This window comes from Pseudomonas sp. TMB3-21, assembly GCF_054898145.1.
In genome coordinates, this window is the sequence record NZ_CM142718.1 from 1,347,000 (window position 1) to 1,360,301 (window position 13,302).

The following is a 13,302-nucleotide window of genomic DNA, read 5'->3' on the forward strand; positions in this document are numbered from 1 at the left end:
GAAGTGGGATGGCATTCCAAGGCAGGCCGCGGCGGATCTTTCGCGAACCTGCCGACGACGGCGTTATTACATCGACACCGTCTCGGAATCAGCGAATTTCTTGCCTGCAGCCGCCAGCTCGCCAATCAACCGCGCCGGCTTCCAATGATCACCTTGCCGGGTCTCAAGCGCCAACAACCGCTGATGAATATCTGCCAGACCTTGCTGATCCGCCCAGGCCATAGGCCCGCCCTTTTCTGCCGGGAATCCATAACCATTGAGGTAAACCAGATCGATGTCATGTGCCGAGTCAGCGATTCCTTCCTGAAGAATTTTCGCGCCTTCGTTGACCAATGCCAGCAAGCAGCGCTCCAGAATCTCCTCAGGGCCGATCTCGCGACGCTGGAAGCCTGATTCCTCACTGACTTTCAGCACCAGCGCATCGACCTCCACATCGTGTTCAGCCTGACGGCTACCCGCCTCGTAATGGTAATAGCCATTGCCGCTTTTCTGGCCAAACCGACCCAGCTCGCACAGCCGGTTATCCACCTGTACTTCCGGAGCATCCTGACCTTTGCCGGATAATTCCCGGGCGCGCCATTCCAGGTCGATCCCGACCACGTCGTACATGCGGAAAGGTCCCATCGCAAAGCCGAAACCTTGCAGCGCAGCGTCGACCTGGTGTGGATAGGCGCCCTCGAGCAGCATCTTGCGTGCTTCAAGCACATACGGGTGCAGCATGCGATTGCCGATGAAACCGTGACAGTTGCCCGATACCACGCTGACCTTGCCCATGCGCTGACCCAACGCCAGGGCGGCGTCGAGTGCTGCTGGCGATGTCTGGGCGCCACGAACGATTTCCAGAAGCTTCATGATATGCGCCGGACTGAAGAAGTGCAGGCCAAGCACTTGGGCGGGACGGCGAGTGACGGCGGCGATCGCATCGATATCCAGCGCTGAGGTATTGCTCGCCAAAATGGCTTCGGGTTTAAGCAGGCCATCCAGTTCGCGGAAGATTTTCTGTTTCAGCTCGAGGTTTTCGTAGACCGCTTCAATGACCAGATCGACATCGCGAATCGCCGCGTAATCCGCAGCCGCCGTTACTCGCGCAATCCGCGACTGCGCTTCAGCCTGATCAATCCGTCCTTGGCGTACGTTGTGGGCGCAGGTCTCGGCAACGCTGGCAATCGCCTGCTCCAGCATCTGCGGATTATTGTCGACCCATTGCACCGCTACCCCGGCATTCGCCAGGCACATGACAATGCCACGGCCCATGGTACCCGCGCCAATCACGGCGGCGCGCTGAATATCGAACGATGTCTGGCTCATGATTGTTCTCTTGTTGGCGATCCTTAGACAGCCCTCACCATAGTCAGCCGCCGCCCATTTTTGAAATTTATTCCTGTGATGGGGGACATTCAGCGGATGGATGCATTCTGAAAGCAAGGCGCAAACCTGAGCAGAGCTTGGCCGGGAACAGAGTTTCTACAAGGATCTCATTAGCCCGAGAGATGGTGTTCAGCCCACGTTCGGACCTCGCCATACGGATATGACTCCAGCGCTGCATACCCCGGAATCGAGCGCGCCTTGAGTTTGGTAAACAACGGCACGCTGATGCCGCACAAGAACCTGGTTATACGTTCCGCCGAGGGAACATCACCAGTGTGCTGCTCGTGCCTGTGGATAAAATCGCTGGATAACGCTTCGAAGCTTTTATCCACAAGCGCTGGAAGCTCGGGGGGCGAAGGGAGTTGCGCTACGTTCCCGTGACACACCGAACAATGTCCGCATTGCCGGGGTGCGTTTTCATCGCCGAAGTATTCGGCCAAGCGATAACCCAGGCAGTGATCGGTGGCGAAAAGCGCCAGCATGGCGTGAATACGCGCGACCTCGGTGTGCTCGTGTCTGGAAAAATAGTGGCGCAGCTCGGTGCTCAGCGCCTGACTGTCAAAGTCCGTATGCAGAAGGCTGTAGACCTCGGTCATCTGCTTGCTTTCCAGCTCGACCCAGCCCTTTTCCTGGAAGTAATCCAGCGCCTTGACCACCCGGGTTCGCTCAGCTGAGTGTTGCTCGTACAACGCGTCGAAATTCACCGTCGCCCATGTCCGCGCACGCGGAGAAGTCTGGATGATCGCCGCCACAAAATCCTTGCGCTCGCCTTCGAAGCGCGCAAGCAATTCCTCAGGCTCCAGCAAATATTTGAAGCGATACTCGGCGTAATAGGCGTAACGCGGCGCGATGACTTTGCGCAGTTCCAGTTGAACCAGCAATGTCTTGAGCGGTAACTGACGAATGTTGCTTTGATCCGCCAGCGGCCCCAGCAGAAATTCCCACTGGCCGTGCGGCGCAGCTGCCTGCAATTCGTCAAGGACGTGACGGATGCCATCAAGTTCCGGCGTGTCGCCATAAACGAAGTTTTCCAGCACGTTGAGACTGTCGCGGTTAGCCAGTACCAGACAATCCGAAGGCTGCCCGTCACGCCCGGCCCGGCCGATTTCCTAACTGTAGTTTTCAATGGATTTGGGCAAGTCGAAATGCACCACGTTCCTGATGTCGCTCTTGTCGATGCCCATGCCGAACGCGATCGTGGCAACGATGCAATTGGACTGGCCGCCCATGAAGCGTTTCTGGATAGCCTCCCGTTGCTCGTGAGGCAAGCCGGCGTGATAGGCCTCAGCCTGAATACCGTTGCGCTCGAGATGCTCGGCGATGTGTTCGGCGGTTTTTTGCAGCGTGACGTAGACAATGCTCGGCTGACCCGGGCGTTCACTCATCCACTCGACGAGGCGTTGGCGCTTGTCTTGCCCGCGTACCGGCTCAACCAACAGGTTAAGGTTTGGCCGATAGAAACCCGTGGTCACCACGTCATTCGGTGCAATCGCGAATTTCGCCTGCATGTCGGCGATCACGTTCGGCGTGGCAGTGGCCGTCAGCAGGAGGGCCTGAGGGATATTGAACTGGCGCTGATAGTCCGGAAGTTTGAGGTAGTCCGGACGAAAGTTATGGCCCCATTCCGAAATGCAATGCGCCTCATCCACGACCAACAGGGAGATTTTCACTTGCTGCAGGAAATTACGGAAACGTTCGTTTTTCAGACGCTCGACCGAAATCATTAGAATCTTCAGTTCGCCAGACTTGGCGCGAGCCATCACATCACTCGTGTCATCACGATTCTGCGCGGAATCGATGCTGCCCGCGCTGATGCCATGCCGTTGCAGAAACGCCAACTGGTCCTGCATCAATGCCAACAGCGGCGAGACCACCAGCGTCAGGTGCGGCAGCAGCAAGGCCGACAGTTGATAACAAAGCGATTTGCCCGAGCCGGTCGGGAAAATCGCCGCGGCCGAGCGACCTGCCAGCACAGCGCTGATCGCTGCTTCCTGGCCGGGCCGAAACTGTGGATAACCGAAAACCTGTTCCAGGGTGTTGTGCATAAGCTGTCACTCCGTTGACCGCTGCGAAGCCCAAAGCCTAGCCGGTGATCGCTGCGCGTCGAGAAAAGGTCAGGGGTAAAAACGATACGGGATGATACCGCGTGTGGTGCAGGGGATCGAAACCCCCTACCTATTCTGAAGCGCACAGGCTGAGGCCCTCCGCGATTCGCCTGAGAATCACGTAGGAAATGTCACCTGTGACGACGCACCCTAAAAAGTCCGTAGAAGCACGTAGGACGGATACCCGATGGTCGTTAAAACGCCTACACACCGTGTCCATTGCGGCTGTATTGCCGCAACGCGTCGCTCGCCTCATAGTTTCCGGCGCAGCTGAAACAGCGTGTCGGCCTGCCCGACTTCTTACAGGACTGACTTAGATGCAAGACCGCTACCGCCCACTCAAAAGCAGCTACAGCGACACCCCTGTCCTGGTTATTGACACCGAGGCCGACCCACACGAAATTCTCGACGCCGCCCGCCAACGCATTCGCGCCGCCAGCGACCTGCTCGAAACACTTTACTGCCTGTGCTTCAACCAAGCCGATTCAAGCGACATTCCCAACATCGTCAGCGCGCTTTACCTGCTTACCCAAGACGGCCACGATCTGCTCGAAATCGCACACCAGCGCCTCCCGAAGATCACTGCGTGAAGCAAAATCATGATTGCGCAATGAGGAGCCGCTTTGCGAACGTTGGAATCCACGTCAAGGGTTGCCCGTAAAGCGCAGCTCGTCGCGCGTATTCTGGGAGAGTGAGCACACACAGCAAGGACATAACATGGACGTAATGATGGGTTTGCTCGCCGCTTTGTTGTGGGGCGGCACGGATTTTCTGGTGGGTCTGAACGCCCGGGCGGTTGGGGTCAAACGAGCGGTATATTTCGGACAGGCACTGGGCTTCTGCATCATGAGCCTGCTGTTGATCGCGTTCCCGGCGTTCATTCTCAAATCTATGGCTGCGCCGCTCGACATCTGGTTGATCGGCGCTGCCGCAGCCGCGCTCACCGTTTCCGGCGCGCTTGCTCTGTCCAAAGCATTTGCCCTGGGCAAAGCATCCATCGTTGCGCCTTTGGTGACCTCTTACGGCGTGGTGACAACACTGTTGTCCTGGGCCGGTGGTGAACAGATCAGCTTGATCCAATTGATGTGCATTGGCCTGTGCGTCATTGGAGTGATTTTCTCCAGTATCCATTCCGATTCGAAAATTCCACATTCCACTCAAGCCAGCAGCTCAATCGCTTACGCTCTTTTAGCGGCGATGTTTTACGGCACCAGTTTCTGGCTGCAAGGCCGGTTCGTCCTTCCCGTGCTCGGACCGGTAACGATGCTCTGGTTGGCGTATTTGATCGGACTGATCGTGTTGGTGCTGATCGTGGCGAGGATCAAGGACGGCTTGAAGATGCCGCCGCTGAAAAACTGTATGACGCTGACCGGCGCAAGCCTGATGAACCTGGGCGGCTTCTCATCGTTCGCGTGGGGCGCAGTCGCCGGATCTGTGTCAGTGGTGACAGTGATCAGCACACTCTCGGGAGGCATCGCAGCAATTCTGGGCTACGTGTTCTTCAAAGAAAGATTGGCGAAGATTCAGGTGCTCGGCGTGGTGTTAGTGCTGGTCGGCGCGTTCGTCCTGCACGTGAAAACATGAACCAGACGCGCAGAAAAAAGCCGCCTCAGAGGGCGGCTTTTTCATCACATCAGACCAATCTTATAACTTCGGCCCGGCAGCCTTGATCGCGTCGCTCACTTCGAACTTCTTGAAGTTCTCGACAAACAAACCGGCCAGTGCTTTCGCAGCTTCGTCATAAGCGGCCTTGTCGGCCCAGGTGTTGCGCGGGTTCAACAGGCCAGTCTCAACGCCCGGTACAGCCAAAGGCACATCGAGATTGATGGTGTCGAGGTGCTCGGTTTCTGCGCCGATCAACGCGCCGCTCTGAATCGCTGCGATCACGCCGCGAGTGGTCGGGATGTTGAAGCGTTTGCCGACGCCGTAGCCACCACCGGTCCAGCCGGTATTGACCAGGTACACCTTGGAGCCAAAGCCGCGGATGCGCTTGATCAGCAGCTCGGCGTATTCGCCGGCCGGACGCGGGAAGAACGGTGCGCCGAAGCAGGTGGAGAAGGTCGATTTGATGCCGCTGCCGGAACCCATTTCGGTCGAGCCCACCAGAGCGGTGTAGCCGGACAAGAAGTGGTAGGCCGCCTGTTCTTCGCTGAGGATCGACACTGGCGGCAGCACGCCGGTCAGGTCGCAGGTCAGGAAGATCACCGCGTTTGGCTCGCCACCGAGGTTCTTCTCGGAACGCTTGGCAACGTGCTCCAGCGGATAGGCGGCGCGGCTGTTCTGGGTCAGGCTGACATCAGCGTAGTCGGCGTGCTTGGCGTCATCGATAACGACGTTTTCCAGGACTGCGCCGTGCTTGATGGCTTTCCAGATAACCGGCTCGTTCTTCTCCGACAAGTCGATGCATTTGGCATAGCAACCGCCTTCGATGTTGAACACAACGCCTTCGCCCCAGCCGTGTTCGTCGTCACCGATCAGGTAACGGCTTTCATCGGCGGACAGGGTGGTTTTACCGGTGCCGGACAGGCCGAAGAACAGGGTTACATCGCCCGCTTCGCCGATGTTGGCAGCGCAGTGCATTGGCAGCACGTCAGCGGCCGGCAGCAGGAAGTTCTGCACCGAGAACATGGCTTTCTTCATTTCACCGGCGTAACGCATGCCGGCAATCAGCACTTTCTTCTGTGCGAAGTTGAGGATCACGCAACCGTCGGAGTTGGTGCCGTCACGCTCTGGCACGCATTCGAAGTTGGCAACGTTGAGCACTTGCCACTCTTCACGGCCAGCCGGGTTGTACTGGGCCGGATTGATGAACAGGCAGCGACCGAACAGGTTCTGCCAGGCAGTCTGCGTAGTCATCTTGACGGCAAGGTAGTGATCTTCCGAGGCACCTACATGCACGTGGGAAACGAAATGCTCTTGCGCGTTGTTGAACGCCTCGACGCGAGCCCACAAGGCATCGAACTTGTCGGCCGGGAACTTGCGGTTGATCGGGCCCCAGGCAATGGCTGCCTGAGTGCTCGGCTCTTCAACGATGAAACGGTCGACTGGCGAGCGACCGGTGCGGTGACCGGTGCGAACAACCAGCGCGCCGGTATCGGCAAGCTCGCCTTCACCGCGATTCAGAGCTTCTTTTACCAGATCATCAACACTCAGATCGGTGTACACGGCGTTATTGGCTTGCGTCATGAGATTCCCCGTCGGCCAGTGGCCGAGTGTGCTCCAAACGTTTTGTAGTAGAAAGTCGTGCACTACTACCGCGACAAAAAGTGGGCCGGATTATGCCAGAAAAGCCCAAAAAGAGTAGGGCCCTCCCGTCGTAACGGCGTTATTCCGGCGCTTACCAGTGAATTTACCTGCGCTGAACCGTTTTAGTGACGGGTATCTGACGGTGTGTCGACGCCTGCGCCCGCGAACAACTGAGCGATATCCGCGGCATCGAACAGGTAGCGCTGGTTGCAGAACTGGCAGTCGATCTCGATGTTGCCACCGTGCTCGACAACCAGGTCCTGCGCATCTTCCAGTCCCAAACTGACCAGCGCATTGGCCGATCGTTCGCGCGAGCAGCTGCAGCGGAAACGAAGTTTCTGCACATCGAACAGGCGAACCTGCTCTTCGTGGTAGAGACGATGCAGCACGGTTTCATTGTCCAGACTGAGCAATTCATCTGCGGTCAGGGTGCTGCCCAGTGCGGTGATGTGCTGCCAGCTCGCGGCGCGATCTTCTTCATCCTTCAAGCGATCGGCCGGCAGTTGCTGCAACAACAAGCCACGCGAGCGACGACCGTCGGCATACAGCCAGAAACGCGTGCCCACTTGCTGCGACATGACGAAATAATTGGTGAAGCACTCGGACAACGTCTCACCGTCCAGATCAACGATGCCTTGGTAACGCTGGCCCTGAGTCGGATCGATGGTGAGCGCCAGGACGCCGTTGGGCATCAGGTCGGCGAGCGTCGCATCGGCGGCGATTTGATCGGCCTCATAGCGCGCGAGGCCACGGATCTCGCGCTCACTGCTGCACTCGATCATCAACAGCGGAATCGGACCGTCGGAACGGGCCTGGAGAATCAGCAACCCGTCGAACTTCAGCGTACCGACCAGCAAGGATGCTGCGGCCATGAGTTCGCCCAACAATTGCGCGACCGGCTCTGGGTACGGGTGCTTGGCGAGGACTTCGGCGTAACTGCGTTCCAACGAAACCAGCTCGCCGCGGGTGTCGCTGTCATCGAAGATGAAGCGTTGGGTGTAGTCGGAATCCGTTAGATCGGTCATAGGTCTGGGTATCTGAAGTAATGACAAGATGATTTCAAACAATGGAAATTGCGCGTATGCGGCACCACCGGGTGCGCATTGTTCAGCCATGGGAGGCATTTTATGAACAATCCGGGTTTGTTCCAAGCAAGGTGGAACGTGCGCCGGTTGGCGTAATGTAATGCGATGGCATTGGCATTGCGGGCAGTCTGGTTATGGCTCACGGGCCAGATGTTGTGTGTGGTTTTCGACGAGCGGTTGTTCAACCAACTCTCTTTGCCCCGCAGCACTCACCCGATATGGCTGCAGTTGCGGGCAATTACAAGTCCGCGCTCCCTCGAGGTTCGAAGCCTTTGGAATCTCTTACGGTGTGCGCATCCTCGTGTAGGAGCTACCGCAGGCTGCGATCTTTTCGCTGCCCTTCTCATACTGAGAGCATCGGTAAGCGTCACTCGGCGCTGCTGTTCCCACGAAATTTAAACAGGTCTCGACGCTGTTTCTTGCTCGGCTTGCCATCCGTGCTCACACCCAGCGAGCCAGCCTTGCGCATGGCTGCGGCCGCTTCACGCTTGGCGATGCTGGCCTCGGTTTCGGCATACAGCGTTTGAGCCTCCGGCGCGCCACGGCGCACGATAGACAGGGCCTGGACCACCACGGTACGTTCCTCGAAGCCCATTCGAATCTGAAACTCGTCGCCGATCCTCGGCTCCTTACCCGGTTTGCAGCGGTCGCCCCGGCAATGCACCTTGCCACTCTCGATTGCCGCCTTGGCCAAGGCACGGGTTTTGTAAAAACGCGCCGCCCATAGCCATTTATCGAGACGGACCTTGTCGTCCTCTTCCTGTTTTTGTGTCACTTGAATTCCTCTTTTGGCCCATAGTCGGAACTGTACTACCGTTTCTGTCGGGCGCAACAATCCCGCCCGCCAGATAGAATGTGATCAAGGCCGACTCACCGGCATGGAGTGATCAAATGACTGTATTTCCGTCTTCATTGACCTCGTCCAAGACGGGTTGTCAGGGCTGCCAGCAAAGCGAACCACTGGGCTTTGATTTTGCATTCGCTTATCAACCGATCGTGGACGTTCGCGACCGTTCAATTTTCGCCAACGAAGCACTGGTGCGAGGGCTCGCCGGGGAGGGGGCATTCTCGGTGCTTGATCAGGTCACGGACGAAAACCGTTACCGCTTCGACCAGCTCTGCCGGATCCGCGCCATTGAGGGTGCGGCGACGATAAATATGCAGACACACTTGTCGATCAACTTCATGCCCAGCGCCGTGTACCGTCCCGAGCTGTGTATTCGCAGCACGCTGGAAGCGGCAAAAAAATACGATTTTCCAGTTGAACGACTGATTTTCGAAACCCTCGAAAGTGATCACGTAGATAACTATCGCCATTTGACTAATATTCTGCGTGAATACCGCGAATTCGGCTTCAAGACCGCTATCGACGACTTCGGAGCGGGCTATTCGGGGCTCAATCTGCTGGCAGATTTCCAACCGGACCTGATCAAGATCGACATGGCGCTCATACGCGATATCGACCGCGATCGTGTTCGTCAGGCCATCGTCCGCGGGATTGTCACAATGTGTGCGGAGCTGAACGTTACAGTGATCGCCGAAGGCATCGAAAGCGCTGGTGAACGGGATTTCCTGGCGGACTGTGGAATTTTTCTGATGCAGGGTTACTGGTTCGCCAAACCTGCATTCAAAGCGTTGGCTCAGGTACAGCCTGAAGCCTGGGCGCGTTAACCGCCGGTTTTTTCCTATTGAAGACATTTGACCATTTGACCGTTGTCGGTCTGCGCGAGTGGATTGCGCTCCCTGATCTGGGAGTCGCCGGCCTGCGAGCAAAAATCGACACGGGCGCCAGCACCTCCAGTTTGCACGCCACCGACATCGAACCGTTCGAGCGCGACGGCGAACGCTGGGTTCGTTTTACAGCGCATCTGGGCACGGTGGTTCAACTGCGTCACCGGCGCTGTGAAGCGCCGCTGGTGACCAAAAAAACCATCAAGAGCTCCAACGGCCATGCGCAGATGCGCTACGTGGTCAGCACCACCCTGGCACTCGGTGATCGGGTCTGGCGGGTCGAGTTCACCCTCGCCTGCCGCAAATCAATGCGATACCGCCTGCTACTCGGCTCCAAAGCCCTGATCGACGGCCAGTTGGTGGTCAATCCAGGCATCAAGTACGTACAAGACAAGCCGGTGTTCCCGGTATCTACCTCCTCCACAGGTGTTGCATGAAGATCGCTGTGCTGTCGCGGAATCCGCGTCTGTATTCCACCCGTCGTCTGGTCGAAGCCGGAACCGAGCGTGGACATGAAATGGTGGTGATCGACACCTTGCGCGCCTATATGAACATCGCAAGCCACAAGCCGCAGATCCACTACCGCGGCAAACCGCTGGAAGGTTTCGACGCGGTGATCCCGAGGATCGGTGCGTCGGTGACGTTTTATGGCTGCGCGGTGCTGCGCCAGTTTGAAATGATGGGGGTGTTTCCACTGAACGAATCGGTGGCCATCGCCCGCTCCCGGGACAAATTGCGCTCGCTGCAATTGCTCTCGCGTCGCGGCATCGGTTTGCCGGTGACAGGTTTTGCCCACTCACCCGACGACATCCCCGATTTGATCGCCATGGTCAACGGCGCGCCGCTAGTGATCAAGGTGCTCGAAGGGACGCAGGGGATCGGCGTGGTGCTGTGTGAAACCGCGACTGCAGCGGAATCAGTAATCGAGGCATTTATGGGCCTCAAGCAGAACATCATGGTGCAGGAATACATCAAGGAAGCCGGTGGCGCTGACATTCGTTGTTTTGTGGTTGGCGACAAAGTGATCGCGGCGATGAAACGTCAGGCCAAGCCTGGGGAATTTCGTTCCAATCTGCATCGCGGCGGGAGTGCCAGCCTGATAAAAATCACGCCGGAAGAACGCATGACGGCATTGCGTGCGGCCAAGGTGATGGGGTTGGCCGTGGCGGGTGTGGATATCTTGCGCTCCAATCACGGGCCGTTGGTGATGGAAGTGAATTCGTCGCCGGGACTGGAGGGGATCGAGACCACCACCGGGAAGAATGTGGCGGGGATTATTATTGAGCATCTCGAGAAGAATGGCGGGCCGAACATGACCCGGACCAAAGGCAAGGGATAAGGGCAGCTATAAGCTGCAAGACGGAAGGAAACGCCGCTTTTGCTTGAAGCTTGCGGCTGCTTTTATACCGCGTCCCGTGGCAGCATTAACCCAAGCGGCAACCGTACCCGCGCTTCCAGGCCGCCGCCGGCGCGGTTGCGCAGTTCGACATTGCCGCCATGCATTGACGCAATCCGTTTCACGATCGCCAGGCCCAACCCGGTCCCCTTGCCACCTCGGGCACGGTCACCCCGGGTAAAGGGATTGAAAATCGCCTCAAGCTCTGACGGATCAATCCCCGCCCCGCGATCCATCACGCTCAGTACCACATACGGTGCGTTGACATCGCCAGACACATACGCGGCCACTTCAACCCCGGTGCCGGCATGATTCAAGGCATTGCCGATCAGGTTGTTCAGCAGGCGTTTCATCGACACCCGGCGCAGGGGGAATGGCTGAATCGGCTCGAGGCGTAACTGCACTTTTTGTTCATTCTGGTTATACGGCGCAGCCACTTCGCGCACAAGTTCGGTCAGATCGACCTCTTCCACGGACTCGTCGCGACCATCGCGAATAAACGCCAGGAACTGGTCGAGTATCGCGTCCATGTCCTCGATGTCGCGAACCATGTCGTCCGACAGATCGCTGTGGTCACCCATCAGTTCCAGGGACAGACGCAACCGCGTGAGCGGTGTGCGCAGATCGTGAGACACCCCGGCCAGCATCAGCTCGCGCTCTCGACCGGCCTGCTCGACGTCTTCGGCCATCTGGTTGAAGGCGCGATAAACCTCGGTCATTTCGCTGGGCGTATCACTGATCGGCAGGCGCACGCTACGGCCCTGACCAAGCTGCCTGGCCGCATAGACCAAGCGCTTCAAAGGCTGGTTGAGCTGACTGACGAAGATCCAGGCGGAGGCGGTCGACAGCAAGCCGATGGCGAGAAACCAGCCGAGCACGTTCCATATTTTCTGGCCACGCAGAGGGTGCGGATACAGCGGCACCTTCAGCCAGCCATCGCCCAGGCTTGGCGCGCGAACCCATAGCGCCGGCGGCGAATGCATGCGCAGGCGCACTTCAGTGTCGGCGCCCAACTCGGCCTGCATCTGTCGCTGATAGATTTCGCTATACGGCCAATGCTGCTCGCCTGCAGGTACACCTGTGCCGACCACGCGAATCAGCGTTGCGGCTTCGGCAATCTTGTCGCGGTTGTTTTCATCGGCGGCCCAGTAGGCGCGCAGCGTCAGGGCGACGCCGTGGCTGTATTGGCGGTCCACCAGCACATCTTCGTTCATCAACAGATAAACCAGGGTCAACGCCTTGGAGAACAGGACGACGATGAGCACCAGCCACAAGGTGCGGGAGAAAAAACTCTGGGGGAACCAAACGGGGGTTTTCATGAATAACCGTTACACACTTGCAGGAGCGAGCGATGCTCGCACATTGCGGATCGCGAGTCTGCGGACATGGAAGTCCGCACACCCGCTCCTACAAATCGCCGATCACTTGGTGGCGGCGCCATCAGGGACGAACACGTAACCCACGCCCCAGACAGTCTGGATGTAGCGCGGCTTGGAAGGATCCGGTTCGATCATCCGGCGCAGACGGGAAATCTGCACGTCGATGGAGCGCTCCAGGGCATCCCACTCGCGACCACGGGCCAGGTTCATCAGTTTGTCGCGGGTCAACGGCTGACGCGCATTCATCACCAACGCCTTGAGCACGGCAAACTCGCCGGTGGTGAGCATGTGTACTTCGTCACCGCGCTTGAGTTCGCGGGTCGCCAGCGACAGCTCGTAATCACCAAAGGTCACGCTTTCATCTTCGCTGCCTGGCGCGCCCGGCACCGGCGCCGACTGACGACGCAGGACTGCTTTGACGCGCGCCATCAGCTCGTCCGGGTTGAACGGCTTGGCCAGGTAATCGTCGGCACCCAGTTCCAGGCCCTTGATACGGCTCAGCTCATCACCCTTGGCGGTGAGCATGATGATCGGAATCTGGTTGTTCGCGCCGCGCAGACGGCGGCAGGCGGTCAGACCGTCTTCGCCGGGCAGCATTAGGTCGAGGACGACCAGGTTGAACACTTCACGCGCCAGCAGGCGATCCATTTGTTCCGTGTTCGGGACGGCGCGGGCGCGATAGCCCTTGCTGACGAAAAAGCGTTCCAGCAGGCTGCTAAGCCCTGGATCGTCGTCAACGATGAGAATTTTTTCGCCTTCAGCAATGTTTGCAGTGCTGCTCATTAGATGCTCCTTTGATCTCGGCGCGCATTATGGCGTAGCTGCCGTTATACGCACCGTGTGCATTGTTAGCAGATTTTTCCTCGATCGCCAGGAAACCCGGCATTGTGCCTACAGCCTGTGATGCCCCCGAATGACATAACGCTGGTTATAATGCGCGGCCTTTTGTGTCAGGCAACGTCTGATTTCTGCTGCGGTCGCCGCTTTTTATT

Annotated in this window: 11 protein-coding genes and 1 pseudogene; 5 read left to right on the forward strand and 7 right to left on the reverse strand. The window is 58.0% G+C overall.

All coding sequences use genetic code 11. The features are described 5' to 3' along the window. Window positions 1–66 precede the first annotated feature (66 nt). Window positions 67–1,308, reverse strand: coding sequence for a 3-hydroxyacyl-CoA dehydrogenase (locus ACYZTS_RS06235; RefSeq protein WP_461994770.1), 1,242 nt, complete (start codon window positions 1,306–1,308; stop codon window positions 67–69). 170 nt (window positions 1,309–1,478) lie between these two features. After that, window positions 1,479–3,413 (reverse strand): annotated as a pseudogene (locus ACYZTS_RS06240) (RecQ family ATP-dependent DNA helicase). A gap of 377 nt (window positions 3,414–3,790) precedes the next feature. Between ACYZTS_RS06240 and ACYZTS_RS06245 the strand changes: the two are divergent. Further along, complete coding sequence (locus tag ACYZTS_RS06245) at window positions 3,791–4,063, forward strand: hypothetical protein (RefSeq protein ID WP_461994772.1); 273 nt, start codon at window positions 3,791–3,793, stop codon at window positions 4,061–4,063. Between the two features lie 139 nt (window positions 4,064–4,202). After that, window positions 4,203–5,057 (forward strand): DMT family transporter, encoded by an 855-nt coding sequence (locus ACYZTS_RS06250; RefSeq protein ID WP_028621009.1) that lies wholly within the window; start codon window positions 4,203–4,205, stop codon window positions 5,055–5,057. Window positions 5,058–5,117: 60 nt separating this feature from the next. Here the strand turns inward: ACYZTS_RS06250 and ACYZTS_RS06255 are convergent, their stop codons facing one another. From ACYZTS_RS06255 to ACYZTS_RS06265, 3 genes are all read right to left on the reverse strand, one after another. Continuing rightward, window positions 5,118–6,659 carry a phosphoenolpyruvate carboxykinase gene (locus tag ACYZTS_RS06255; protein WP_028621010.1) on the reverse strand — a complete coding sequence of 514 codons (1,542 nt, stop codon included), beginning with the start codon at window positions 6,657–6,659 and terminating at the stop codon, window positions 5,118–5,120. A 182-nt stretch (window positions 6,660–6,841) separates the two neighbouring features. After that, window positions 6,842–7,744, reverse strand: a complete 903-nt coding sequence (gene hslO, locus ACYZTS_RS06260; protein ID WP_461994774.1) for an Hsp33 family molecular chaperone HslO — start codon at window positions 7,742–7,744, stop codon at window positions 6,842–6,844. 427 nt (window positions 7,745–8,171) lie between these two features. Further along, entirely contained in the window at window positions 8,172–8,579 is a 408-nt protein-coding gene (locus tag ACYZTS_RS06265) for an RNA-binding S4 domain-containing protein (protein ID WP_461994776.1), read from the reverse strand. A gap of 116 nt (window positions 8,580–8,695) precedes the next feature. On the opposite strand from ACYZTS_RS06265, the gene rimA reads away from it, so the two are divergent. From rimA to rimK, 3 genes are read left to right on the forward strand one after another with little or no spacing between them, the layout of a single operon-like run. Further along, window positions 8,696–9,475, forward strand: coding sequence for a S6 modification regulatory phosphodiesterase RimA (gene rimA / locus ACYZTS_RS06270; protein WP_028621013.1), 780 nt, complete (start codon window positions 8,696–8,698; stop codon window positions 9,473–9,475). 17 nt (window positions 9,476–9,492) lie between these two features. After that, a complete protein-coding gene (gene rimB / locus ACYZTS_RS06275; protein WP_028621014.1) occupies window positions 9,493–9,972 on the forward strand; it encodes a retropepsin-like aspartic endopeptidase RimB in 480 nt (159 codons plus the stop codon). Beyond that, window positions 9,969–10,874 (forward strand): 30S ribosomal protein S6--L-glutamate ligase, encoded by a 906-nt coding sequence (rimK, locus tag ACYZTS_RS06280; protein WP_121731683.1) that lies wholly within the window; start codon window positions 9,969–9,971, stop codon window positions 10,872–10,874. The genes rimB and rimK overlap by 4 nt, the downstream gene beginning before the upstream one ends. A gap of 62 nt (window positions 10,875–10,936) precedes the next feature. Here the strand turns inward: rimK and ACYZTS_RS06285 are convergent, their stop codons facing one another. Next, window positions 10,937–12,250 carry an ATP-binding protein gene (locus ACYZTS_RS06285; RefSeq protein ID WP_150582295.1) on the reverse strand — a complete coding sequence of 438 codons (1,314 nt, stop codon included), beginning with the start codon at window positions 12,248–12,250 and terminating at the stop codon, window positions 10,937–10,939. A 102-nt stretch (window positions 12,251–12,352) separates the two neighbouring features. Further along, window positions 12,353–13,093: an osmolarity response regulator transcription factor OmpR gene (ompR, locus tag ACYZTS_RS06290; protein WP_008032260.1), complete on the reverse strand. Its 741-nt coding sequence runs from the start codon at window positions 13,091–13,093 to the stop codon at window positions 12,353–12,355. Between the last annotated feature and the right edge of the window lie 209 nt (window positions 13,094–13,302).